The sequence below is a fragment of the Brevundimonas sp. DC300-4 genome (assembly GCF_049897365.1).
GTDB lineage: Bacteria > Pseudomonadota > Alphaproteobacteria > Caulobacterales > Caulobacteraceae > Brevundimonas.
Map to the genome: position 1 here is coordinate 1 of NZ_JAFCWC010000009.1, position 23,173 is coordinate 23,173.

Below are 23,173 nucleotides of genomic sequence, written 5' to 3' on the forward strand. Positions count from 1 at the left end.
GTCGGCGGCTCTCGACCTGCCGTGCCAGGCAAGGACGTGGTCCTGACGCTGGACGCCGACGTGCAGAACCGGGCGCTCGAGGTGTTCGGCGACGAGTCCGGGGCCTGCGTGGTCATGGAGGTCCGCAATGGCTATATCCTGTGCATGATGTCGGCGCCGTCGTTCGACCCGAACCTGTTCGTCACCGGCGTCCCCAGCCGCACCTATCGGGCCCTGTCCGACTACGAACGCAAGCCGCTGTTGGACAAGGCCATCGGGGGCGTCTTCCACCCCGGTTCGACTTTCAAGCTGACGACCTCGCTCGCGCTTTTGACCGCCGGTGTGGATCCGACCGAACGCGTCAACTGCGGCGGAGGCTACCGCTTTGGCAATCGGACCTTCCGGTGTTGGAGCCGAAGCGGTCACGGCCCGCAGACCATGCACGACGCGATCAAGAATTCCTGCGACGTCTATTTCTACCACATGTGCAACAGGGCCGGGGTCGACGGCATCCACGAGGCCGCCAAGAACATCGGCTTTCTTCAGACGTTCGACATCGGTGTCGACAACCAGAAGAGGGGCTCCGTGCCTAGCCAGGCCTGGAAGGCGGAGTACAACAAGAACAATCCCAATTCGGATTCCCGCGTCTGGTATCCAGGCGAGACCCTGTCGGTCGCGATCGGCCAGGGCGACGTGAACGTCACCGCCCTGCAGCTTGCCGTGATGACCTCGCGCATCGCGAACGGGGTGAAGGCGCTTCAACCACGGTTGATCAAATCGGTCGGCGGCGTGGACCGGCCGTCGGGGGCGGAAGTGCCTGATCTGGCCTTTGCCCGTGAGCATCTGGACGTCGTGCGCCAAGGCATGGTGGCGGTGGCTAACGATCGCTCCGGCGGGGCTTATCGCCAGAGTCAGCTGGGCCTCGGCGACATCCAGATGGCAGGCAAGACCGGCACGGCCCAGGTGCGCAGCTATGACAATGTCGGCTCGCGATCCAGCAGCAGCGTTGGCTGGGCTCTGAAGGACCACAACCTCTTCGTCGCCTTCGCGCCGGTCGATCAGCCTCGGTACGCCATCGCGGTGATCGTCGAACACGGCGGTATGGCCGGATCGACGGCGGCCGCGCCGCGAGCCCGCGAGATAATGCGCACCGTGCTGCTGAAGGACCCCGAGATGCGCGAGCGGATCACCCGCCCGCCGCCGCCCGAGGCCACCGGCCCGCAACTGGACGAAGGCGCCATCGGCGCCGCGCCCGAGCCGGTCGGCGTGCCTGTGTCGCCTGGCCCGACTGCGGGTCCGCGCCCGTATCTGTCGGAGCCTCGCTGACGCGTACCTCAACGGCGGGGTGAACGGTCTGGCGTGCGACCTGCTGCCACAATGTGTCAGCAGCGCCCGGCCTTTTGTCGCGCCGCCCCCTTGACGGCAACGAAACCGGAACAGATGTGTTAGGCCGACGCGGGCGACCAGGAGGGCCGGTCTCGCAATGCTGGAGCACGTCCGATGAAAGCATCTGCGAGAGTCGCCTCCCCCGGGGCGGATGATCTGCGTCGCTACGGCACCATCCGCGCCGCTATGCCTGCACTGGCCGCAGATCTGTCGGCCGAGGATCTCGCCGCGCAGTCCATGCCCGACGCCAGTCCGGGCAAATGGCATCTGGCGCACACCAGCTGGTTCTTCGAGGCGATGATTCTGGCGGCCGAGCCGGGATACAAGCCCGTCGATCCGCGTCTGCAGCAACTGTTCAACTCCTACTATGAAAGCCTGGGCCGGCGGGTCGAACGCCACGAGCGCGGCCTGATGACCCGGCCGTCGCGGGACGAAGTCCTGGCCTATCGCGCCGAGATCGACCGGCGCATGGCCGACCGGATCGGGCGGGGCTTTGGCGATCCGCTGGAAGCGTATCTGTTCGTTCTGGGCCTGCATCACGATCAGCAGCATCAGGAGCTGTTCCTGATGGACCTGCTGAACCTGATGTCGCGTTCGCCGCTCGATCCGGCAGCCTACGACGTCGAACCACGGCCTGGCGGGCCGCTGCAGCCGGGGCGGGGCGGTCAGACCCGATTCGAGGGCGGGCTCGTCGACATAGGGCATGATGGGTCGGGCTTCGCGTTCGACAACGAAGGACCGCGTCACCGGGCGTGGCTGGAGCCCTTCCTGCTGGATCATGACCTGGTCACCAATGGCCTGTGGCTGGCATTCATGGCCGATGGCGGCTACCGGCGGCCCGAACTGTGGCTAGCCGACGGCTGGGCGGTGGTGAAGACCGAGGGCTGGGACGCGCCGCTCTACTGGCGTCAGGATGATGGCGAATGGACCGTCCTGGGTCTCGCCGGGCGCGCGCAGGTCGATCCTGAGGTTCCGGTGCGGCACATCAGCGCCTATGAGGCCGACGCCTTCGCCCACTGGACCGGCAAACGTCTGCCGACCGAGGCGGAGTGGGAAAGCGCGGTGGCGACCGCGCCGGACGTCTTCTCCAACCTGTTCGGCGAGGTGTGGCAGCACACCTCCAGCGCCTATTCACCCTATCCCGGCTTCAGGCCCACCGAGGGCACGGCGTCGGAGTACAACGGCAAGTTCATGGCCAACCAGCGGGTCCTGCGCGGCGGCGCGTTAGCCACGCCGCCGGGGCACACGCGGGCCACATACCGCAACTTCTTCTATCCGCATCAAAGGTGGGCCTTCATGGGTTTGAGACTGGCGTCCGACGCCCCGGCGGGCGAACGCGCGCGCATCGAGGACCTGGAGACCGCACGCTTCCGGGCCGAACTGGTCGCCGGCCTCTCGCGGCCGGAAAAATCGGTGTCGCCCAAGTGGTTCTACGATGCCGCCGGGTCGGAACTGTTCGAGGACATCACCCGGCTGCCGGAATACTATCCGACGCGTCAGGAGGCTGCCCTGCTGCGCGAGATGGCGCCCGGCCTGACCAGGCATTTCGGCGACAACGCCGTCCTGGTCGAGTTCGGCTCCGGGGCCAGCGAGAAGACCCGCATCCTGCTGGATTCCGCGCCGACGTTGCAGGCCTATGTCCCTATCGACATCAGCCCAGACGCCCTGAACGCCGCCGCCGCCGGCATCGCCGAGGCCTATCCGCACATGGAGGTGGCGCCGATGGTCGGCGATTTCCTCAACCTCGCGCCCCTGCCGGAACTGGGGCGCGGCCGTCGGGTCGGCTTCTTCCCCGGCTCGACGATCGGCAATCTGGAGGAGGACCAGGCTGTGGCCTTCCTGGCCAATGCGCGCGATCGCCTCGGCCCGTCGTCGCTGTTCATCCTCGGCGTCGATCTGGTCAAGGATCCGGCTGTGCTGATCGCCGCCTATGACGACGCCCAGGGCGTGACGGCGGCCTTCAACAGGAACCTGCTGGTCCGCGCCAATCGCGAATTGGGCGCCGATTTCGATCTGGACGGGTTTGCGCACGTCGCGGTCTGGAACCTCGAACGGTCCCGGATGGAGATGCACCTTCGCGCTGCACGGGATATGGAGGTCCATATCGGCGGCGCCGTGATCCCGTTCGTCGCCGGCGAGATCATCCACACCGAGAGTTCGCGCAAGTTCACCGAGGCCTCCGTGACGGGGATGGCCGAGGCTGCGGGCTGGCGGGTTGTGTCCTTCCAGAAGAGCCCTGATCCGTCCGTGGCCCTGGTTCTGCTCGCGGCCTGATACGCCGCCAGGGGCGGTGCGCTGACGATACGCCCGGACGACGTCGAACAAACTTTTCTGTTCGACGTCGAAATTCCGATCTGGCCAGTCGTGGCGCGCCTGCACCAGCCGCGAGCGCGCCCTGGTCCGACGTGGGTGTAGTGTTCGTGATCACGGTTCGCGGAGAGGGTGAGCGCGGATTTCGTCCGTTTCGTCCGTATCGTCAGGGTGTTTTTGTCGTCCGGTCGGACGGGTGAGTTGCGGCGCCCTTGGAGCGCGGACCTCCAGGTCCGCTCTTCGGCGGCGCAAAGAGCGGACCAACAAAAAGGGCGGCCGGTTCGCACCGGCCGCCCTGTCTGTTTCACCTTCGGCTCGACCTATTCAGCCTGGCCTTCAACGTCGTTGAGATCGCCGGGACGACGCGAGCCGTGGGAGGCCTCGCCCCCCTTTCGGCCGGCCTGTGCGGCCAAACTGCGGTCCTGGGAGAAGCTGCGCTTCTCGCTGGGCACGCTGGCTCCGCCCTTGCGGGCGATCTCGCGCTGTCGCTCGGGGTCCATCGAGGCGAAGCCTCGTTTGGAGACACCGGAGGGACGGGTGGGCTGTCCTTGGGCCATGTGAGGCTCCCTTTCGACTGTCATGCTCGCGCTCGCAGATGAGAACCCCGAAGCCCGGCGCGGGTTCCGAAGGCTCGATATTTCAACAGTCTGCGAATCAGTCTGCGCCTGGCCTTTCGACCTCCCCGTCGTTTTCGCCGGGCTGTGGCGGCACCTCGTATGGCGTACCCGCCGGATCGATTTCCGGTTGCGGCGACGGCGTCATCGGCGGGGTGATCTCGGGCTGGGGGGTGGGGTCGGTCATGGTGTGATCTCGCGGCCCGGATTGGGCTTCACAAGAAGGAACCGCCGACCGCCGCCCGGGTTCAATCGGCCTGATCACAAGCCCGGCAGGAGTTCGCCATGACCGACATCAATCCGACCAACCTCAGCGCCGAAGACATCCTCGACGACGCCGATGATCAACGCGTCCGTCTGGATCGTGCAGGCGATCGCTGGATGGCCAATGCCGAGGCGCGCACCTTCGCCCGTGAGCAGGGGCTGCGCGAGGCGGTCCGCTCGGATATCGAGACCGGCCGCAACTGGGCCCGCGAACGGACCTTCGTCGCTCGCGCCAGGATCGAGGAAAAGCCGTTGAAGGCGACGGTCTATGCCCTCGGCGTCGGCGTGCTGATCGGCCTGTTGCTGCGCCGCTGAGGCGTCAGGCCGGACCGGTCGCCGGCCGGACCAGCGGCGTCCGGGCGACCGCCGCATCGGACACGAACGGATTGGTCCGGCGCTCCTCGCCGAAGGTCGAGATCGCGCCGTGGCCAGGCACAAAGGTGACGTCGTCGCCGAGCGGCCACAGCTTCGTCACCACTGACCGGATCAGGGCCTCCGGATCGCTGCGCGGGAAGTCGGTGCGGCCGACCGAGCCCTTGAACAGCACGTCGCCGACCTGGGCGAACCGCGCCGCCCGATTGAAGAAGATCACATGCCCCGGCGTGTGGCCCGGGCAGTGGGCGACCTCCCAGGTCGTCTCACCCAGCGTCACAGTGTCGCCGTCGCCAAGCCAGCGGGTCGGGGTGAAGGTCCGCGCATCGGGAATACCCCAGCGCTGGCCATGCTCGGGCAGGTCGGCGATCCAGAACTGATCCTCGGGATGCGGCCCGATAATCGGGGCCCCGGACTTCTCGGCCATCTCTGCCGCGCCCGCGGCATGGTCGAGGTGGCCGTGGGTGATCCAGATCTGCTCCAGCGCCAGGCCGCGTCGGGCCACCTCGGCCTTCACCGCATCGACCGAGCCGCCCGGATCGATCACCGCGGCCTTCATCGTCGCCGTGCACCAGACGGTGGTGCAGTTCTGTTGCAGCGGCGTGACCGGGGTCACGAATACGCCGACGGGTGAGGGAGCCAGAGAAGCGGAGTGGGTCATTCCATCGACATAGCGAGCCGGGGTGTCTGGTGAAACCGCCTCCGCGTTGACCTTTTGGGTCCATCTCGACATAAGGGCGGGCTTCGAGGCGCCGCTCCGGATGGGGCGGCCCTTTCTGCTTTTCCCCATCTTTGCGCGCGCCGATGCTCGGCGCCGCTCCAGAGCGTCAGATTCGTCCCATGCAAGTCGTCCAGAACACCACCGAAGGCCTGAGCCGCATCATCACCGTGACGGTGCCGGTCGCGGAACTGAACGCCAAGCTGGACGCCAAACTGGCCGAGATGGCCCCGAAGATGAAGCTGAAGGGCTTCCGTCCCGGCAAGGTGCCTGCGTCACACGTCAAGAAGACCTTCGGTCGCGACATGATGGGCGAGATCGTCAATGACGCCATCAACGAGTCGAGCCAGGCCGCCCTTGAAGAGATCAAGGTTCGCCCGGCCGCTCCCGCCGACATGAAACTGACCTCGGACATGGACAAGGTCCTCGCCGGTTCCGACGATCTGGCCTTCGAAATGGCCCTGGAAGTCATGCCCGACTTCACTCCGGTCGATCCCAAGACCCTGAAGCTGGACCGTCCTGTCTACGAGGCCTCCGACGAGGATCTGGACGAGGCGCTGAAGGAACTGGCCGGCCAGGCCAAGTCCTACGAGGACAAGAAGGGCAAGACCGTGAAGGCCGCCGACGGCGACCAGGTCACTATTGATTACCTCGGCAAGCTGGACGGGGTGGCTTTCGACGGCGGGACCGCCGAGGACGTCGACTTGGTGATCGGTTCGAACCGCTTCATCCCCGGCTTCGAAGAGCAACTGAAGGGCGCCAAGGTCGGCGACGAGAAAACGATCGAAGTCACCTTCCCGGCCGACTATCAGGCGGCCAATCTGGCCGGAAAACTGGCCACTTTCGACATCAAGGTGAAGGCCATCAAGGCCGAGATCGAAGCCACGGTCGATGAAGAGTTCGCCAAGCGCATCGGCCTTGAGTCGCTGGACAAGCTGAAGGATCTGCTGCGCCAGAACCTGAACCAGCAATACGCCGGCGCCGCCCGCTACAAGCTCAAGCGCGCACTGCTGGACCAGCTGGACACTGCCCACTCCTTCGAGCTCCCGCCCAAGATGGTCGAGGCCGAGTTCGACGGCATCTGGCAGCAGGTCGAGGCCGACAAGGCCGCCGGCAACCTGCCGGAGGAGGACGCCAAGAAGTCCGACAAGAAGCTCAGGGAAGAGTACCACAAGATCGCCGAACGCCGCGTGCGTCTGGGTCTGGTGCTTGCCGAGATCGGCCGGGCCAACAATGTCGGCGTCACCGATCAGGAACTGAACAACGCCATCATGGCCGAGGCCCGCAACTACCGTGGCCAGGAGCGCCAGGTCCTGGACTTCTATCGCCAGAACCCGAACGCTGCCGCCCAGATGCGCGCCCCGATCTATGAGGAAAAGGTCGTCGACCTGATCTTCGACCAGGCCAAGGTGACAGACACTCCGATCACCAAGGAAGAGCTGCTCAAGGACGAAGACGAAGGCTAAGGCTTGCCACTCGCCTGACGGGTGGATAGCTTCGACGTTTCGCGTTTGAGTAGTGGGTTGTGATGTTGGTTTCGGTTCTTTCGATCGCGCTTATGCTCGCTGGGGCGCCGGCTGCTTCCCCGGCCGCGGGCGTCCAGGCTGCGCCTCAGGACGAATCGACCACTCTGTCCACCATTGAGGTCGAGGGCCAACGCCGCACCGCCTACGACGCGGCCCGCACCTTCACCAACGAGATTCTGGTCACGCCGCCCCGGCGCGGCATCGCCCGCTGGCGCACGACGGACCCGATCTGCACCGGCGTCGTGAACATGCAGCGGGATGTGGCGCAGGCCCTGGCCGACCGGATCGCCGACCGGGTGGTCGGATTGGGACTTCAAGCGGGGGAGCCGGGCTGCAAGGCCAATATGATCATCGTCGGGGCCGACGACGGCGCCGCCATGGCCAGCAGCCTCATCGAGGCCCGCCCGAGGGCCTACATCACCGGCATCGCCGGAACCTCGCTGACCTATCGCGCCCTGAACTTCTTCCGCACCTCCGACGCCCCGGTTCGCTGGTGGATGCTGACCGTGCCGCTCGACGCACGGACCGGAGAAGTCACCGTTCGAACGCCAGATTCGGAAGACGCGCCGATCCGCCGCATCGACGGCGCGGGTCGCCTGCGCAGTCAGGACATCAACGCCATCTTCCAGGTCATGGTCGTCGTCGATGTGAACCGCATCGGCACGGTCGATGTCGGACAGCTCGGCGACTACATCGCCATGGTCACCCTGGCCCAGGTCGACGCCCAGGCCGATGTGGCCGGGTTCGAGACCGGGCTGAACCTGTTCCAGGATCCTGCCGGCGTCTCGGGTCTGACGGACTGGGACCTGACCTATCTGCGCCAGCTCTACGCCGCCGATCTCAGCGTCCTGAGCGCCTCCGCACAGGTCGGCAGGATTGCGGGCGCCATGGCGCGGGCCGAGCAAGCGGACGATGGGAACGCCGACTGACGGGGCGGCGATGACCCGTCCAGCCTGTTCGTCGCGTCTGGTTGACCGTTTCGGATCCCCCCGGCTTGTATCGCTTGCACCGGACCGCAATATGAGGACGGAACCGCGACCGACGTGAGTCGCGGGCCCCAGCATTCAGCGAGACCTCATGCGCGACCCGATCGACTACATCTCCTCGAACCTCGTCCCCATGGTGGTGGAGCAGTCCAGCCGCGGCGAGCGGGCCTTCGACATCTTCTCCCGCCTGCTGCGCGAACGGATCATCTTCCTGACCGGCCCGTTCGAGGACAGCATGGCCAGCCTGATCTGCGCCCAGCTGCTGTTCCTGGAATCGGAGAACCCGAAGAAGGAAATCAGCATGTACATCAACAGTCCCGGTGGTCAGGTGACCTCGGCGCTCGCGATCTACGACACCATGCAATACATCAAGTCGCCGGTCTCGACGGTGGTCATGGGCATGGCGGCGTCGGCCGGCTCCCTGATCCTGACGGCCGGCGAGGCGGGCCAGCGTATCGCTCTGCCGAACGCCCGCGTCATGGTCCACCAGCCCTCGGGCGGCTTCCGCGGCACGGCCTCGGACATCGAGCGCCACGCCGAAGACATCATCGCCACCAAGCGCCGCCTGAATGAAATCTACGTCCACCACACGGGCCGAACCTACGAGGAAGTCGAGCGCACCCTGGACCGCGACCACTTCATGACGGCCGAGGAGTCGAAGGCCTGGGGCATTGTCGACCACGTCTACGACAAGCGCAGCGAGGCCGAGGCAGACGGCATCAAGACCGTCTGACCCATTCGGACGAATGAACGGAGAAGGGCGCGCCGGGATCGGCGCGCCCTTTTCGTTTGTGCTATCAGCGCCCGATGCAGCACACGCGCGATCTCAAAGGCGTCGTCCAGGTCGACGGCGAAGACTACGGATGGGAGGTCCGGCGCCAGCCCCAGCGGACCACCGGCAACAACTGGGACGGCATCGGCATCGCTCTGAAGCTCGTTGACGCCCAGCGCGAGGCCATCGTGATGTTTCCGATGGTGATGCGCGCCAACGGCACCCCGAACTTCGAGCGCCAGCGCATCAATCTGGAGAGCGTCAAGAACGCCATCGCCTCGGCGATCGCCGCCGGCTGGGACCCCACCTCGCGCGGCAAGGTCGTCGTCTTCGACGTCGACGCAGACGGCAACTAACGCCGCGCCGGTTGTCCGGTAAACACGCGGAAGCCCGGCTGTTCTGCGATCGCCAGCATCTCGGTGTCGCCCGAGGTATCGCCATAGGCGGCCGTCAGCTTCAGATCCGGCCCGAACGCCTCCTGCAGACGACGCACCTTTTCCTCGCCTCGGCAGTTGGGGCTCGAGAAGGCGCCGGTGACCCGGTCCTGGTCATCGAAGGTCAGGTGCGTGCCCAGCAGGCCCTCCGCCCCCAGTCGCCGGGCGAACGGAGCCACGGTGATCTCCGGCGAGGCAGTCACGATCACGCGATGGGCGCCCTGCCGACCCCAGTCTTCCCAGACCCTCAGCGCGTCCGGTCGCAAGAATTTGTCCCAGGCGTGATCGGCGAACCGGGCGGCATCTGCTTCCAGCTCGGCGCGGGTGACGCCCTTGAGAAAGATCTTCACGGAGGCGGCCTTGATGGCGCCCCGGTCGCGATCCCGCGCATAGGCCGCCGTGGCCCGGGCCATCTTGACCAGTCCCAGGGCCCAGCCGCCCGACCCGGCCCGCCAGCGCAGGAACTGGGTGAAGCTGTCGCGAACCGTCAGCGTACCGTCGAAATCGAACGCGACGATGGGTCGCGAGCGATCCTCGGACTGGCGAAAGCCGCCCGTGGCGCCCATGTCACCCATTCGCCGTGATCTCCATCCAGCCTGAACAGTCCCCGTCACACGCGCTTCGCCGGTCTTCGGCGGGGTTGTGGCGAGCGTGCGGATGGTTGATTGTCATTTTTTGAATATCTTCGCGTCCATAGTGGTGGAATCAACGCGAGGAAAGCGTGTCCGTCTCCCAGAGCGGCGCGAGAGTGAGAAGGGTCTATGACCAAAGCAGCCGGCACCGACGCCAAAAGTACGCTCTACTGCTCGTTCTGCGGCAAGAGCCAGCATGAGGTGCGCAAGCTCATCGCCGGACCCACCGTGTTCATCTGCGATGAATGCGTCGAGCTGTGCATGGATATCATCCGTGAAGAGCACAAAATTGGTTTCGTCAAATCCAAGGATGGCGTGCCCACGCCCAAGGAAATCCGCGAAGTCCTCGACGACTATGTGATCGGCCAGAGCCACGCCAAGAAGGTCCTCTCGGTCGCTGTCCACAACCACTACAAGCGCCTGAACCACGCGACGAAGAACAACGACGTCGAGCTGGCCAAGTCGAACATCATGCTGATCGGCCCGACGGGCTCCGGCAAGACGCTGCTGGCCCAGACCCTGGCCCGCATCATCGACGTGCCCTTCACCATGGCCGACGCCACCACCCTGACCGAGGCCGGTTATGTGGGTGAAGACGTCGAAAACATCATCCTGAAGCTGCTGCAGGCGTCGGACTACAACGTCGAGCGGGCTCAGCGCGGCATCGTCTACATCGACGAAATCGACAAGATTTCGCGCAAGTCCGACAACCCCTCGATCACCCGCGACGTCTCGGGCGAGGGCGTGCAGCAGGCCCTGCTGAAGATCATGGAAGGCACCGTCGCCTCCGTGCCTCCGCAAGGCGGCCGCAAACATCCGCAGCAGGAGTTCCTGCAGGTCGACACCGCCAACATCCTGTTCATCGTCGGCGGCGCCTTCGCCGGCCTGGAAAAGGTGATCTCTGCCCGCGGGGCAGGGGCCTCGATCGGCTTCGGCGCCAAGGTGTCGAACGTCGATGAACGCCGCACGGGCGACATCCTCAAGGGTGTCGAGCCGGACGATCTGATGCGTTTCGGCCTGATCCCGGAGTTCATTGGCCGTCTGCCCGTTCTGGCGACGCTGGAGGACCTCGACGAGGAAGCCCTCGTCACCATCCTGACCGAGCCGAAGAACGCCCTGGTGAAGCAGTACAAGCGCCTGTTCGAGATGGAGAACGTGGCTCTGACCTTCACCGACGACGCGCTGAATGCGATCGCCAAGAAGGCCATCACCCGCAAGACCGGCGCCCGCGGCCTGCGGTCCATCCTGGAAGGCATCCTGCTGGAGACGATGTTCGAACTGCCGACCTTCGAAGGCGTCGAGGAAGTCGTCGTCAACGCCGAGGTCATCGAGGGCAAGGCCCAGCCTCTGCTCATCTACGCCGAGAAGAAAAAGGCCGCCGACGGCGCCGCATAAGGCGGGTTGCCGGCAAGAGAACAGGGGCGGGGCCTTGGCGGCTCCGCCCCTTTTTCATGTCCGGTCAGTCAGTTCGTCGGTGGCTTGGGATGGAGATTCGTCTCCTCCGCCGCCGTCTGGGCATTGGCGCGGGTCTCATCGGTAACCTGACCGACATCGGCTCCGGTCGGGCTGGCCATGCTGGAATCTGCGGGCGCCATTGTTTCCGATCCGGCATTGATGCTGGTCGCCGTGCTGGATGAACCGACGGGCGAGCCTGTCGATGCATCCGAACCTGCGCTGTCGGCGGACATTGCATCCGCGCTCGCGCCCGCGTCATCGGCGGCCGGCCCTGTCTCGGTGTCGCGGTTGCAAGCGGACAGCGTCAGCAGGGATGCGGCCGCAGCCAGAGTGATGATCCTGTACAAGAAGGTCTCCCAATCTCGGTTAATGTTGCGTCCGCAACGGCTCCGGTTGGGTTCGGTTGCTGATCGTGAATCAGGCTGCGGCGCACAGGCCACAGGGGTCTGTGTGGTCTCATTGCCGCCGAACACGCCTGCGGAGGTAGTCCGACCCCGGGCGGCTCGGAGTCTGCACGGTTCGTGCAGCTTGACCGTAGCTGCGCGCATCTGTGCATCGTCCCGTGGCGAAGCTTGAACCCCGGGGCCAAGGGACCACATACTCACATGAACGCCGTCGGAATCGACGGGCCTCTCCAGGGTGTCGCTGCATATCGCGGGGCGTCAGGGGCGGGCGGACCGGAGATGATCGAAGGTCCAGGAGCGCATTATGTCCGAGAGTAAAATTCTGCCCGTCCTGCCTCTGCGGGACATCGTCGTCTTCCCACATATGGTCGTGCCGCTCTTCGTAGGGCGCGAGAAATCCGTGCGGGCGCTCGACGAGATCATGAAGGGTGAAAAGCAGATCCTGCTGGCCACCCAGAAGAACAGCATCGATGACGATCCGTCGCCAGACGCCATCTATCCGGTCGGCGTGCTCGCCACCGTGCTGCAACTGCTGAAGCTGCCGGACGGCACCGTGAAGGTCCTCGTCGAGGGCAAGGGCCGGGCCCGCCTGACCCGTTTCACCGACCGCGAGGAGTATTTCGAGGCCGAGGCCGTCGAGATCGAGGACGACCTGGGTGAACCCGCTCAGGCCGAGGCCCTCTTGCGCGCCGTGGTCGAACAGTTCGAATCCTATGTGAAGCTGAACAAGAAGGTGCCGCCCGAGGCCCTCAGTTCCATCCCCCAGATCACCGATGCGTCCAAGCTGGCCGACAGCGTCGCCGCGCATCTGTCGGTCAAGATCGCCGACAAGCAGAGCCTGCTTGAAACCATCGCCGTGCCCGCCCGTCTGGAGAAGGTCTATGGCCTGATGGAGGGCGAGATATCCGTCCTGCAGGTCGAGAAGAAGATCCGCTCGCGTGTGAAGCGCCAGATGGAGAAGACCCAGCGCGAATATTATCTGAACGAGCAGATGAAGGCGATCCAGCGCGAGCTGGGTGAGACCGACGATGCGCGCGACGAGATCATGGAGCTGGAGAAGCGCATCCGTAAGACGCGCCTGTCCAAGGAAGCCCGCACCAAGGCCGAGGCCGAGGTCAAGAAGCTGCGCAACATGAGCCCTATGTCGGCCGAGTCGACCGTGGTCCGGAACTACCTCGACTGGCTGCTCGCGATTCCGTGGGGCAAGACCAAGCAGAAGGCCATCGACCTGAACAAGGCCGAAGCCATTCTCGAGGAGGACCACTACGGCCTGGAGAAGGTGAAGGAACGGATCATCGAGTATCTGGCGGTGCAGGCGCGCACCAACAGCCTCAAGGGCCCGATCCTGTGCCTTGTCGGCCCTCCGGGCGTCGGCAAGACCTCGCTGGCCAAGTCGATCGCCAAGGCGACCGGTCGTGAATACGTCCGCATGTCCCTGGGGGGGATGCGCGACGAGGCCGAAATTCGCGGTCACCGCCGGACCTACATCGGGTCGATGCCGGGCAAGATCATCCAGTCGATGAAGAAGGTGAAGACGACGAACGCCTTCATCCTGCTGGACGAGATCGACAAGCTGGGCGCCGACTGGCGCGGGGACCCGTCCTCGGCCCTGCTGGAGGTGCTGGATCCGGCGCAGAACAATGCGTTCGGCGACCACTATCTGGAGGTTGACTACGACCTGTCGAACATCATGTTCGTGACCACGGCCAACAGCCTGAACATGCCTCAGCCCCTGATCGACCGGATGGAGATCATCCGTGTCAGCGGCTACACCGAGGATGAGAAGGTCGAGATCGCCAAGCGTCACGTCCTGCCCAAGGTCACGTCCGACAACGGCCTGACGCCGGCAGAGTTCGTGGTGCCCGACGAACAGATCCGCGACCTGATCCGCTATTACACCCGGGAAGCCGGCGTGCGGTCGCTGGAGCGCGCTCTGGGCGGCCTGGCCCGCAAGGCCGTGCGCGAGATGTCCAAGGAAGGCACGACCACGATCACGGTCGATGCCGAGAAGCTGGCCAAATACGCGGGTGTTCAGAAGTTCCGCTATGGCGAGACGGACGAGGAGGATCAGGTCGGCATCGTCACCGGCCTGGCCTGGACGGAGTTCGGCGGCGAAATCCTCACCATCGAGGCGATCAAGATGCCGGGCCGCGGTCGCATGACCGTCACCGGCAACCTGAAGGAGGTGATGAAGGAATCGATCTCCGCCGCCGCCTCCTACGTCCGGGCGCGCTCGCTCAGCTTCGGCGTCAAGCCGCCGGTGTTCGAGAAGACCGACATCCACGTCCACGTGCCGGACGGCGCCACGCCCAAGGACGGCCCGTCCGCCGGCGTCGCCATGACCGTGGCCATGGTCTCGGTCCTGACCGGCGTGCCGATCCGCAAGGACATCGCCATGACGGGCGAGATCACCCTGCGGGGTCGCGTCACTGCCATCGGCGGCCTGAAGGAGAAGCTGCTCGCGGCCCTGCGCTCCGGCGTCAAGACCGTGCTGATCCCACAGGAGAACGAGAAGGACCTCGCCGACGTGCCTGACAACGTGAAGGGCGCGCTGGAGATCATCCCGATCTCGACGGCCGACGAGGCGCTGAAATGGGCCCTGACCGGCTCCCTGACCGCCGTCGACTGGGACGAGGTGGCCGAGCCGCTGAACCCCGGTCCGACCCCGCCCCCGGCGGTCGATGGATCGACCGTCGTCAGCCACTGACCTGAACAGCCTCCCCGCCAACCGGCGGGGAGGTTTTTCTTTGTTCGGCGCGGGTTGAACCGACGGCGTTGACCGGGCACTTAGACCGCGTGGAGGGCGGCTAGCTCAGCTGGTCAGAGCATCTCGTTTACACCGAGAGGGTCGGCGGTTCGAACCCGTCGCCGCCTACCACCGGACACAGAAAAGGCCGCCGGAGCGATCCGGCGGACTTTGTCATTTTGAGCCCGATTGGGATCAGAACCGGAAGCTGGCCCGCAGCAGCAGGGTGTAGCGGACGTAGTCCTCGATCATTTCGGCATCGGCGCTGATGGAAATCTTGCCGAGGTCGTTGCCGACGCTGAGGTGGAAGCCGGCGATCGGGCCGCCGCCTTCGATCGACTGCGGCGTCAGGGTAAACGGCGAGCCGCCAGAGGCGAAGCGGGCGATGGTCTCGCCCGGATCGACCGAGAAGTTCTGGCGCCAGCCGAGGCGAACCTCGGGGCGGATCCAGCCGTCCTCGCCGAAGCCGTAGCCGATGTTCACGGCAGCGACGCCGGTGAACATGTGGCCGGTGCGGTCTTCGATGTTCAGGTTGAAGCCAGGCTCGCGACCTTCTTCGGTGTGGGCGTCTTCGTTGAGCGAGAAATACTCGGCATAGGCTTCAGGCCGGATGCTGAGGCGGCCGAAATTCTTCTCGTAGGAAGCGCCGCCGCCCAGCGACAGCGTGAAGCCGTTCCAGCTGGAGGTGTTGATGAGGTTGATGTTCTCGGTGACCAGCTGGCGCGTGGAATCGAAGGTGGCGTAGCCGCCCGCCGCCCGCGCCCAGGTGCTCCAGGCCTGACCCTGGGCCCGCCAGTAGAGACCGAGCTCGACCAGGTTGGCGGACAGGATTTCCTCGGCCTCGGCCTCGGGATCCTGGATGTCCGACGAGGTAAAGGCCACCGACACGCCGATGGCGCCCAGGCCCGTACCGCGCTCGATCCCGCCCGCGACGCCGAAGCCCTCGGAGCGGAAGCCGTAGGTGTCGGTCTTGTCCTTGTCGGCGTAGAAATTGATTTCCTGCAGCCAGGCGCTGGTGTCGCCGGGCTCGACCGTGGCGTTGCGGCCGCTCAGGGCGCGGGTGACGGCGTCCACGCCGGATGCCAGCGAAAGCAGCGGGCCGCCAGAATGGTCGGGCAGCAGCTGCTCGTACAGATTGATGAAGCCTTCGCGGCCGGTCTGGGAGATGAAGGCGTCGCGCAGCGCGGTGCTGGAGCTCAACGCCCCGTAGAAGGAGTCGAAGATCTGGGCCTCGACCGGGATCAGATTAGCTTCGGCCGCAGTGCGGCGACGGGCATCGATGTAAACGTCGCCGGCGGCCACATCGGCACCGGCGTTGACCACGTAAAGATAAGGCGAGTTCGCCTGCACTGCCGTCTGGTCGATCGTGCCCAGGATCAGGGTGTTGGCGTCGATGACGGTGAACCGCTGGGGCCCTGTGAGCAGCGAGTTGAACCGCACCCCCAGGCCGGCGCCGGTCGCCAGATTGGCGGTGCCGTTGACGCGGAAGCCGGCGTTGGTCGAGGTGGCGGGATCGACCGTGACGATCAGATCGCCCGCCGCGCCTACGTTCAGGCTGGTGACACTGGTGCGGGTCAACTGGCGCGCATCCAGCGTGCCGTTGGTCACATTGATGTCCAGACGGCCGTCGGTGTCGGTGATGGCGCCAGTCAGGATGCCGCCGCCCGTGATGTTCAGCCGGTCCGCGCCGGCGCCGAACGAGACGTCGCCGGTCATGAAGCCGTTTTCGAGGTTCAGGGTGTCGGCGCCCGAGCCGAAGCGAACGGCGCCGATCAACACGGGCTCGTTCGAATCCGTCACTCCGTCGCCGTCAGTGTCGGGATCGGTTGTCGAGGGCGTGCTGGTCTCGCCGAACTGGCGATAGGTGACGCCCGTGGTGTTGGCCGAGACGTCGATCGCCGTCACCGTGCCGGTGAGCGCGGCGCCGGCCGTATTGGGAGCCAGCGCCGCCGTGATGGAGCCGGCGTTCTGAATCGAGGTCAGGGTGCCCGACAGGTCGCGGATCGCGTTGACGTTGGAAATGCCGCCGCCCGCCGTGGCCAGGATCGCGCCATTGTTGAACAGGACGGGAAGGTTGGCGCCGGCCGCGATGTTGACGCCCGTCGTCGGTGAGTTGGCCAGTTCGCTGGAAACGCCCGCCGTGATCGTTCCGATATTGTCGAAGCGCGGGGTGGTGACGCCGGCGCCGATCGACACGGCGGTCGCGCCGCCGCCGCGGCCCAGGGCCGTGATGGAGCCTTCGTTGCGAACACCGCCGGCGATGGCGACGGTCTGCCCGCCCGCGACGCCCAGCTGCATGGCCAGGCCAGTGATGTTGTTATAGACGCCGTCGCCGGTGATCACGCCCCGATTGATCAGGCCGTAGTTGGTGGTCGCAGTCGTTCCGGCGGCGCCCAGGGTGATGCCCCGCGTGGAGGATCCGACGGTCAGGGCCGCGCCGCCGCCGTAGCTGTTGATGACCGAGCTGTTCTCCGACAGGTCGGCGACGCCGTCGCCGTCCTCGTCGGTCGTGGTCGAGTCCGTGGCGACATCCGTGATCAGGTCCGCCGGGCGGACATCCAGCACAACGCCGCGAGCGACGTTGCCGCCGATGACGACGGCCGAGCCGCCCTGCAGCAGGTCGTCGGCGTCTAGCAGGGCCAGGGCGGTGTCGCCGGGGCGGGTGGTGTAGCGATAGCCGGTCGCGGCCATGTCACCCTGGAGTGTCAGGCGCCCGCCGATGTCGCCCTGGATGTTGACCGCGTTAACGCCCAAACCCTGAGCCGTGACAGGACCGCCAAGATTCACAGCCCCGGAGACGTTGCCCGTCTGGGAATAGCCGATGGCGTTGTCGCCCACGGCGCGCAGCGAGCCATAGGTGGTGACCGTGCCGGTCAGGGCGCGTTCGATCGAGATGGCGCGCGAATTGGCGCCTTCGGCCAGGATCGCGCCGCTGCTCTCGACCAGGATGTTGCCGGTCAGGGCCGTGCCGCCGACCAGACGCAGGCCGTAGCGGTTGGAACCGGCCGCGATCGGGCCGTCCAGATCGCCGTCGCTGTCCGTGTCGGTATAGGTGTCGATGTTGTCGGTGACCGTGATGGTCCCGCCGATGGTGATGTTCGCTGCGGTCGCGCCGGGCCCGACCAGGATCGCGGTCGATCCGTCGGCCGAGTTGGCCATCGTGATATTGGTGCCGCTGTCCAGATCGATGTTGTTGTTCGAATCGACCGTGATCGCCGCCCCGGTGTTCACGGCGATGGAGCCGCCGGTGCCGAGGCGGATGTCGTCGCGCGCCGTACCGGTGGCCAGAGAGGTGACGATGGGCGTCGTGCGGGCGGTCGAAATCACGACCTCGGCATGCGCTCCTGCGGCCGTCATCAGAGGGGCAAGCGCCACCGCGGTCGCAAGCAGTCTACGCATTCGAGAAATCACCCCAAGTGGACACGCGCACGGGCGTCGGGCGCCTTCTAACAGGGGCGTCGCGACCTGTCTCAAGTTTCGCGAATTTGAGGCGAATGCAAGGCCGAAAGCGATGTGTCGGGTGACCGGAGGTCACTGAAAGCGTTGCCTTGCGGCCTGAAAAGTGATATCACTTCTATATCAAACGGAGGGCGCAATGACCGATCAACGTACAATCTCGCAGGAGCGGCCCGCACAGACCGCCAACGGCATACTGATGCTGCTGGTCGGGCTGGGCCTGATCATTCTGGGGCCGGTCGCCGTGGCGCAAGGGCCTGAGACCCCCATCTACGTCGTCGGCGGCATCGTCCTGGCGGTCATTGGACTGTTTCTGGTGTGCGGTCTTTATGCGCTGCAGCCGAACGAGGGCGCGGCCATCATGCTGTTCGGATCCTATCGCGGCACGGATCGGACGACGGGTCTGCGGTGGATTCTGCCCTGGTACACACGCAAGAAAATTTCGCTCCGCGCCCGGAACGTCACCTCGGACAAGCTGAAGGTGAACGACAAGCGCGGCAGCCCGGTCGAAATCGCGGCCAATGTCGTGTGGCGCGTCGAGGATTCGGCCCAGGCCCTGTTCGATGTCGACGACTATCAGGCCTTCGTGAACATCCAGATCGACACGGGCCTGCGCGATATCGCCTCCCACTACGCCTACGACCACGGCGAGGAGCAGGACGGCGTCGAGCAGGAACTGACCCTGCGCGCCGACGCCGAGGACGTGGCCGGGCGGCTGCGCGACGAACTGGCCAACCGTGTCCGGGTCGCGGGCGTCGCCATCGACGAGGCCCGTCTGGCCCACCTGGCCTATGCGCCGGAGATCGCCGGAGCCATGCTGCGTCGCCAGCAGGCCGAGGCCATCCTGTCGGCGCGTCGCCTTATCGTCCGCGGCGCCGTCGGCATGGTCGAAAGCGCGCTCAAGGATCTGGGCGAGCGCGGGGTCGTGCATCTGGACGAGGACCGCAAGGCCGCCATGGTCTCCAACCTGCTGGTCGTCCTGTGCGCGGACCGCGAGGCCCAGCCCGTGGTCAACACCGGCACCCTCTACGGCTAGGACGTGGCCAGGGTCCGGAAGCCCTTCCTGATGCGCGCCTCCGCGGGCGTGATGACGGCGGTCGAACGGCTGGCGGCGGCGGAACTGCGCTCCGTCAACGCCCAGATGGAGATTCTCCTGCGCGAGGCCCTGGCCCGCAGGGGTATCTCCACCCCGCCGCCGGGCGATCCCGACGATCAGGCTTGAGCTTGACCGGCGGCGGGTCTACGGCCGCTTTATGGCTCGGCCCAAATCGTCCGCACGCATCCCAAAGTCCCGGACGCGCGTTCAGCCGCGGCAGTCCCCGGAGCACGACCCCATGAGCCTGACCGATCTCGACGTCCACGAAGGCGAGCTGCGGCTCATTCCCGGCTGGGACGAAGAGGTGGCCGAAACGCTCAGGGTTCTGAAGGCGTCCACCCAGGATCCGCGTCCGCGCATGGTCGACACGACCATGCTCTATGCGCCGCGCTCCGGCGGGGTGAAACGCTATCTGCTGTCCAAGAAGGCCTGGCTGGAGGCGAACCGTCCGGGCGTCGCCCACTCCCTGGTCGTGCCGGGCGCCCAGCACAAGGCCGGACGCGACGGCATTATCCAGCTGCACGCGACCAAGCTGCCGTTCGGCGACGGCTATCGCTGGCCGAGTTCGGTCAAGCGCTGGGGCGCCTGGGTCGCCTCGATGAAGCCGTCTCTGATCGAGGCCGGCGATCCCTATACGCCGGGGCAGGGCGCGCTGGAGGCGGGCCAGAGGGCCGGCTGTCCGGTCGTCGGCTTCTGCCACTCCGATCCTGCGGGCCTCGCCGCGCTTCACTTCGGCGAATGGGCCAAGAAGCCGGTCGAGAAACGCTGGGCCCGGCTGTTCGGCCAGTTCGACCGCGTCATCTCGCCCAGCCGCTTCATCGCCCGCCGCCTTGAAGAAGCCGGCATCCGCGACATCGTCATCCGCCCCCTGGGCGTGGAGATCGACACATTCCGGCCCGATCGGCGCGACCGCGACTGGCTGCTGAAGCGGCTGGGCCTGCCCGCCAGCGCCCGCCTGCTGTGCTTCGCTGGTCGCCCGGCGCGTGAGAAGAACATCGATGTCCTGATCGAGGCGGTGCAGAAGCTGGGCGCCCCCTATCACCTGGTCCTGGTCGGGGCGGGGCAGGGGATGCCCGCAGAGGACCGCGTCATCGCCCTGCCGTACGAGCGCGACCCCAGGGCCGTGGCCCGGATCGTCGCCAGCTGCGACGCCTTCGTGCACGCCAACGACAAGGAGCCCTTCGGCCTGATCGTGCTGGAGGCCATGGCCTGCGGCCGCCCGGTCGTGGGCGTCAACGCCGGCGGCGTGGCCGAGACGGTCACCAATGACGTGGGCCAGCTGGCCCGCAGCGCCGATCCCGACGACTACGCCCAGGCCATCGAGGCCCTGTTCGCCCGCGACGTCGAAGCCATCGGCGCGGCGGCGCGGGTGCATACGGTCGAGACCTTCGCCTGGAACCGCGTCTTCGAAGGTCTGTGCATGACCTACGCAGAGGTCAGCGGACGGCCGGAGTTCGTGCAACCGGGCGAGGAACTGGCGGTTCACTAGACGGCGCGCCGCACAACCGGGGCTTGACTTGGTCTCCAACTGCCCGCGTCGTGTGGGCTGGACATTTGGGGGCTTTCATGGGTTTCGGAATCGCGGCGCTCGCTGTCGCCGCTGCATTCAGCGGCTCGACCGTCACTGCTCAGGCCAGCGAGCCGCTCACCGGCAGCCAGGACGAGTCCCAGCTCGACGACATCGTCGTCCTGGGCCGCCCGCTGCGGGAGGCGACGGTGGCCTTCATTGAAGAGGTTGCAGCGCCCGTGGAGGGCAGCGGCGCCGCAGCTTGGCGGCAGACCCTCTGTATCGGCGTCGGCAATCTCCAGCGCGACGCCGCCGAACAGATCATCGAGCGGATTTCGGCGACGGCTGAGGGCCTCGGCGTCCGCCTGGGTCGGCCCGGTTGCGAACCGCGTGTCTTCATCACTTTCACGATCGATGCCAACGAAACGACCAGGGCGATGGTCGCCTCACGCCGCCGCGAGTTCAGGTTGAACATGTCTGGCGCCAACCGGGGTGGGCGGGCCCTGGCGCGGTTCCAGAACACGGACGCGGCGGTGCGCTGGTGGCATGTCAGCATTCCGGTAGATATCGACACCGGAATCGCGGCCAACCGAAGCCCCGGGGACGAGCCGTTCCAGGCGCCGCCTGACATCACGAGCCCGAACGATCTCGGCGACAACCGCCGGATCATAACGGGCTCCATGCTGCGTAACGATCTCCGGGACGACCTCGCCCAGGTGATCATCGTCGTCGACGTGGACAAGATCGGGGCGGTCACGACCGACCAACTGGCCGCCTATCTGACGATGGTCGCCCTGGTTCAGATCGATTCCGAAGCGCAGCCTCGCGGCTATGACACGATCCTCAACCTGTTCGATCAGCCGGACCGAGCGCCCGCCAGCCTCACTTCCTGGGATCTGGCCTTCCTGAGCGGCGTCTATGGTGCGGAACAGAGCCAGATCTCTGATGAGGGGAGGCTGGGCGCGGTCGCTGCCGCCATGGCCCACTCCGTGCGCGTCCAGCAGGCGACGCCCCGCGACTGATTGCGGTTTCGGCCGACCTGGCCGGAGGTGTTTGCGGTATCGGCGGTTCGACACGCGAAACTTTTGCGGTCGCACGACGACGAACGCACGCGCTCATCGACACTGCGATGACCGCTATTCAGTTCAAGGAAGAAGGGGGGGGCGCGCCACTTTCTGCAATCACAGAAAGTGGCGCGAGTGACGGGACTCGAACCCGCGACCTCCGGCGTGACAGGCCGGCACTCTAACCAACTGAGCTACACCCGCGTTTCCCGCCGCGTCGTTTCCGTCGCGGCGAGGGGCGTCGTTTAGGCGGGGGGTCGCCCCGGTGTCAAGCGACCTTTCGGGCCTTTGCGACAGTTTTCCGCGCACACGTCCGGTCGCAGAACGAGGGCGTCCCGGAGTCGGATTTGTGCGAACTATTCGCAAGAAAAATCCTTTCGCCGCTTGGGTTTGAACCGTCGCCGGGTTGGGTCTAGAAAGCGCCGAATCCGCCGCCCTCCCTCGCGGCGTGGACCTATCCAATGAACGCATTTCTTCTTCAGTATCTGCCGATCGTGATCTTCGTGGGCATCGCCACGATCATCGGCGTCGGCTTCATGGCCGCCTCCTGGGCGATGGCGCCGTCGAACCCCGACTCGGAGAAGCTCTCGGCCTACGAGTGCGGCTTCAATGCCTTCGATGACGCGCGGATGAAGTTCGACGTGCGGTTCTACCTGGTGTCCATCCTGTTCATCATCTTCGACCTTGAAGTGGCCTTCCTGTTCCCCTGGGCCGTGTCGATCTTCGACCTGACCAAGGGCGGCATGATCTTCGCCTTCTGGTCGATGATGTCCTTCCTGGGCGTCCTGACCGTCGGCTTCATCTACGAATGGAAGAAGGGCGCGCTGGAATGGCAGTGATTTCCCCCACCGGCCTGATCGCCCCCCCCGCTTCAGGTTTGGCGTCGCCGCTGCCCACAGCCTTTGGCCAGGGCGCGCGTTCGACGGTCCAGGGCTATGACCCCAAGCTGCACGACAAATTCTTCGAGGCGGTCAATACCGAGGTCGCCGAGCAGGGCTTCCTGACCGCTTCGCTCGACGACGTCATCAACTGGGCCCGGACGGGGTCGCTGATGTGGATGACCTTTGGTCTCGCGTGCTGCGCCGTGGAGATGATCCAGGCGTCGATGCCGCGCTATGATCTCGAGCGGTTCGGCATGGCCCCGCGCGCCAGCCCGCGTCAGTCGGACCTGATGATCGTCGCCGGCACCCTGACCAACAAGATGGCTCCGGCCCTGCGCAAGGTCTACGACCAGATGCCGGATCCGCGTTACGTGTTGTCGATGGGTTCGTGCGCCAATGGCGGCGGATATTATCACTATAGTTACAGTGTAGTGCGCGGTTGCGACCGCATTGTACCTGTCGATGCCTATGTTCCGGGCTGTCCGCCGACGGCGGAAGCTCTGATCTACGGCCTGCTGCAGCTGCAGAAGAAGATCCGTCGCACCGGGACGATCGAGCGATGAGCGTTCCT

Annotated in this window: 21 protein-coding genes and 2 tRNA genes; 16 read left to right on the forward strand and 7 right to left on the reverse strand. The window is 65.9% G+C overall.

The genetic code is table 11. The features are described from left to right. Both ACP7AZ_RS13320 and egtB read left to right on the forward strand, forming a co-directional pair. Nucleotides 1–1,305 (forward strand): penicillin-binding transpeptidase domain-containing protein (locus ACP7AZ_RS13320; protein WP_426039124.1); only part of this gene is annotated, 1,305 nt, incomplete at its 5' end. A 174-nt stretch (nt 1,306–1,479) separates the two neighbouring features. Next, nucleotides 1,480–3,639 carry an ergothioneine biosynthesis protein EgtB gene (egtB, locus tag ACP7AZ_RS13325; protein ID WP_426039125.1) on the forward strand — a complete coding sequence of 720 codons (2,160 nt, stop codon included), beginning with the start codon at nt 1,480–1,482 and terminating at the stop codon, nt 3,637–3,639. 356 nt (nt 3,640–3,995) lie between these two features. Here the strand turns inward: egtB and ACP7AZ_RS13330 are convergent, their stop codons facing one another. After that, complete coding sequence (locus tag ACP7AZ_RS13330; protein WP_426039126.1) at nt 3,996–4,232, reverse strand: general stress protein; 237 nt, start codon at nt 4,230–4,232, stop codon at nt 3,996–3,998. Nucleotides 4,233–4,329: 97 nt separating this feature from the next. Further along, the gene (locus ACP7AZ_RS13335; RefSeq protein ID WP_426039127.1) at nt 4,330–4,476 is read right to left on the reverse strand and encodes a hypothetical protein; all 147 of its coding nucleotides are present in this window, start codon (nt 4,474–4,476) and stop codon (nt 4,330–4,332) included. Between the two features lie 98 nt (nt 4,477–4,574). On the opposite strand from ACP7AZ_RS13335, the gene ACP7AZ_RS13340 reads away from it, so the two are divergent. Continuing rightward, nucleotides 4,575–4,868: a hypothetical protein gene (locus ACP7AZ_RS13340; protein WP_426039128.1), complete on the forward strand. Its 294-nt coding sequence runs from the start codon at nt 4,575–4,577 to the stop codon at nt 4,866–4,868. 4 nt (nt 4,869–4,872) lie between these two features. Here the strand turns inward: ACP7AZ_RS13340 and ACP7AZ_RS13345 are convergent, their stop codons facing one another. After that, the gene (locus ACP7AZ_RS13345; protein WP_426039248.1) at nt 4,873–5,586 is read right to left on the reverse strand and encodes an MBL fold metallo-hydrolase; all 714 of its coding nucleotides are present in this window, start codon (nt 5,584–5,586) and stop codon (nt 4,873–4,875) included. A gap of 179 nt (nt 5,587–5,765) precedes the next feature. Here ACP7AZ_RS13345 and tig point away from each other — a divergent pair, with 179 nt between their 5' ends. The 4 genes from tig to ACP7AZ_RS13365 all read left to right on the forward strand — a co-directional run bounded on the left by tig (nt 5,766) and on the right by ACP7AZ_RS13365 (nt 9,283). Continuing rightward, nucleotides 5,766–7,109 carry a trigger factor gene (tig, locus tag ACP7AZ_RS13350; RefSeq protein WP_426039129.1) on the forward strand — a complete coding sequence of 448 codons (1,344 nt, stop codon included), beginning with the start codon at nt 5,766–5,768 and terminating at the stop codon, nt 7,107–7,109. Between the two features lie 92 nt (nt 7,110–7,201). Next, a complete protein-coding gene (locus tag ACP7AZ_RS13355) occupies nt 7,202–8,098 on the forward strand; it encodes a hypothetical protein (RefSeq protein WP_426039130.1) in 897 nt (298 codons plus the stop codon). A gap of 148 nt (nt 8,099–8,246) precedes the next feature. Further along, complete coding sequence (locus ACP7AZ_RS13360) at nt 8,247–8,888, forward strand: ATP-dependent Clp protease proteolytic subunit (RefSeq protein ID WP_303694957.1); 642 nt, start codon at nt 8,247–8,249, stop codon at nt 8,886–8,888. Between the two features lie 74 nt (nt 8,889–8,962). Further along, complete coding sequence (locus tag ACP7AZ_RS13365; protein WP_426039131.1) at nt 8,963–9,283, forward strand: hypothetical protein; 321 nt, start codon at nt 8,963–8,965, stop codon at nt 9,281–9,283. On the opposite strand, the gene ACP7AZ_RS13370 is transcribed toward ACP7AZ_RS13365, so the two are convergent. Further along, complete coding sequence (locus ACP7AZ_RS13370) at nt 9,280–9,936, reverse strand: HAD-IB family hydrolase (protein ID WP_426039132.1); 657 nt, start codon at nt 9,934–9,936, stop codon at nt 9,280–9,282. The genes ACP7AZ_RS13365 and ACP7AZ_RS13370 overlap by 4 nt on opposite strands. 186 nt (nt 9,937–10,122) lie before the next feature. Between ACP7AZ_RS13370 and clpX the strand changes: the two genes are divergently transcribed. Next, entirely contained in the window at nt 10,123–11,388 is a 1,266-nt protein-coding gene (clpX, locus tag ACP7AZ_RS13375) for an ATP-dependent Clp protease ATP-binding subunit ClpX (RefSeq protein ID WP_425989739.1), read from the forward strand. A gap of 68 nt (nt 11,389–11,456) precedes the next feature. On the opposite strand, the gene ACP7AZ_RS13380 is transcribed toward clpX, so the two are convergent. Beyond that, complete coding sequence (locus tag ACP7AZ_RS13380; RefSeq protein WP_426039133.1) at nt 11,457–11,795, reverse strand: hypothetical protein; 339 nt, start codon at nt 11,793–11,795, stop codon at nt 11,457–11,459. Nucleotides 11,796–12,156: 361 nt separating this feature from the next. Here ACP7AZ_RS13380 and lon point away from each other — a divergent pair, with 361 nt between their 5' ends. Further along, nucleotides 12,157–14,559 (forward strand): endopeptidase La, encoded by a 2,403-nt coding sequence (gene lon, locus ACP7AZ_RS13385; RefSeq protein ID WP_426039134.1) that lies wholly within the window; start codon nt 12,157–12,159, stop codon nt 14,557–14,559. Between the two features lie 94 nt (nt 14,560–14,653). Further along, nucleotides 14,654–14,730: transfer RNA gene (locus ACP7AZ_RS13390), tRNA-Val, on the forward strand. A gap of 63 nt (nt 14,731–14,793) precedes the next feature. Here the strand turns inward: ACP7AZ_RS13390 and ACP7AZ_RS13395 are convergent. After that, nucleotides 14,794–17,997 (reverse strand): autotransporter outer membrane beta-barrel domain-containing protein, encoded by a 3,204-nt coding sequence (locus tag ACP7AZ_RS13395; RefSeq protein ID WP_426039135.1) that lies wholly within the window; start codon nt 17,995–17,997, stop codon nt 14,794–14,796. Between the two features lie 196 nt (nt 17,998–18,193). Here ACP7AZ_RS13395 and ACP7AZ_RS13400 point away from each other — a divergent pair, with 196 nt between their 5' ends. The 4 genes from ACP7AZ_RS13400 (at nt 18,194) to ACP7AZ_RS13415 (ending at nt 21,679) form a co-directional block, all read left to right on the forward strand. Next, a complete protein-coding gene (locus ACP7AZ_RS13400) occupies nt 18,194–19,090 on the forward strand; it encodes an SPFH domain-containing protein (RefSeq protein ID WP_426039136.1) in 897 nt (298 codons plus the stop codon). A gap of 30 nt (nt 19,091–19,120) precedes the next feature. After that, a complete protein-coding gene (locus ACP7AZ_RS13405; protein WP_426039137.1) occupies nt 19,121–19,276 on the forward strand; it encodes a hypothetical protein in 156 nt (51 codons plus the stop codon). A 112-nt stretch (nt 19,277–19,388) separates the two neighbouring features. Then, nucleotides 19,389–20,639 (forward strand): glycosyltransferase, encoded by a 1,251-nt coding sequence (locus ACP7AZ_RS13410; protein ID WP_426039138.1) that lies wholly within the window; start codon nt 19,389–19,391, stop codon nt 20,637–20,639. A gap of 77 nt (nt 20,640–20,716) precedes the next feature. Continuing rightward, entirely contained in the window at nt 20,717–21,679 is a 963-nt protein-coding gene (locus ACP7AZ_RS13415) for a hypothetical protein (protein ID WP_426039139.1), read from the forward strand. Nucleotides 21,680–21,848: 169 nt separating this feature from the next. On the opposite strand, the gene ACP7AZ_RS13420 is transcribed toward ACP7AZ_RS13415, so the two are convergent. Further along, a tRNA-Asp gene (locus ACP7AZ_RS13420) sits at nt 21,849–21,925 on the reverse strand. Between the two features lie 257 nt (nt 21,926–22,182). On the opposite strand from ACP7AZ_RS13420, the gene ACP7AZ_RS13425 reads away from it, so the two are divergent. Together ACP7AZ_RS13425 and ACP7AZ_RS13430 are read left to right on the forward strand one after the other, a co-directional pair. After that, complete coding sequence (locus ACP7AZ_RS13425; RefSeq protein ID WP_426039140.1) at nt 22,183–22,560, forward strand: NADH-quinone oxidoreductase subunit A; 378 nt, start codon at nt 22,183–22,185, stop codon at nt 22,558–22,560. Then, nucleotides 22,530–23,165, forward strand: a complete 636-nt coding sequence (locus tag ACP7AZ_RS13430; protein ID WP_426039141.1) for a NuoB/complex I 20 kDa subunit family protein — start codon at nt 22,530–22,532, stop codon at nt 23,163–23,165. Before ACP7AZ_RS13425 ends, ACP7AZ_RS13430 begins: the two co-directional genes overlap by 31 nt. The last annotated feature ends 8 nt before the right edge of the window (nt 23,166–23,173 follow it).

Coding starts and splice junctions, on each gene's coding strand:
- lon (WP_426039134.1), top strand. CDS start 12,157: ATGTCCGAGAGTAAAATTCTGCCCGTCCTGCCTCTGCGGGACATCGTC.
- ACP7AZ_RS13430 (WP_426039141.1), top strand. CDS start 22,530: ATGGAAGAAGGGCGCGCTGGAATGGCAGTGATTTCCCCCACCGGCCTG.
- ACP7AZ_RS13345 (WP_426039248.1), bottom strand. CDS start 5,586: ATGACCCACTCCGCTTCTCTGGCTCCCTCACCCGTCGGCGTATTCGTG.
- tig (WP_426039129.1), top strand. CDS start 5,766: ATGCAAGTCGTCCAGAACACCACCGAAGGCCTGAGCCGCATCATCACC.
- egtB (WP_426039125.1), top strand. CDS start 1,480: ATGAAAGCATCTGCGAGAGTCGCCTCCCCCGGGGCGGATGATCTGCGT.
- clpX (WP_425989739.1), top strand. CDS start 10,123: ATGACCAAAGCAGCCGGCACCGACGCCAAAAGTACGCTCTACTGCTCG.
- ACP7AZ_RS13425 (WP_426039140.1), top strand. CDS start 22,183: ATGAACGCATTTCTTCTTCAGTATCTGCCGATCGTGATCTTCGTGGGC.
- ACP7AZ_RS13370 (WP_426039132.1), bottom strand. CDS start 9,936: ATGGGTGACATGGGCGCCACGGGCGGCTTTCGCCAGTCCGAGGATCGC.
- ACP7AZ_RS13360 (WP_303694957.1), top strand. CDS start 8,247: ATGCGCGACCCGATCGACTACATCTCCTCGAACCTCGTCCCCATGGTG.
- ACP7AZ_RS13400 (WP_426039136.1), top strand. CDS start 18,194: ATGACCGATCAACGTACAATCTCGCAGGAGCGGCCCGCACAGACCGCC.
- ACP7AZ_RS13395 (WP_426039135.1), bottom strand. CDS start 17,997: ATGCGTAGACTGCTTGCGACCGCGGTGGCGCTTGCCCCTCTGATGACG.
- ACP7AZ_RS13340 (WP_426039128.1), top strand. CDS start 4,575: ATGACCGACATCAATCCGACCAACCTCAGCGCCGAAGACATCCTCGAC.
- ACP7AZ_RS13405 (WP_426039137.1), top strand. CDS start 19,121: ATGCGCGCCTCCGCGGGCGTGATGACGGCGGTCGAACGGCTGGCGGCG.
- ACP7AZ_RS13355 (WP_426039130.1), top strand. CDS start 7,202: ATGCTCGCTGGGGCGCCGGCTGCTTCCCCGGCCGCGGGCGTCCAGGCT.
- ACP7AZ_RS13330 (WP_426039126.1), bottom strand. CDS start 4,232: ATGGCCCAAGGACAGCCCACCCGTCCCTCCGGTGTCTCCAAACGAGGC.
- ACP7AZ_RS13415 (WP_426039139.1), top strand. CDS start 20,717: ATGGGTTTCGGAATCGCGGCGCTCGCTGTCGCCGCTGCATTCAGCGGC.
- ACP7AZ_RS13410 (WP_426039138.1), top strand. CDS start 19,389: ATGAGCCTGACCGATCTCGACGTCCACGAAGGCGAGCTGCGGCTCATT.
- ACP7AZ_RS13365 (WP_426039131.1), top strand. CDS start 8,963: ATGCAGCACACGCGCGATCTCAAAGGCGTCGTCCAGGTCGACGGCGAA.
- ACP7AZ_RS13335 (WP_426039127.1), bottom strand. CDS start 4,476: ATGACCGACCCCACCCCCCAGCCCGAGATCACCCCGCCGATGACGCCG.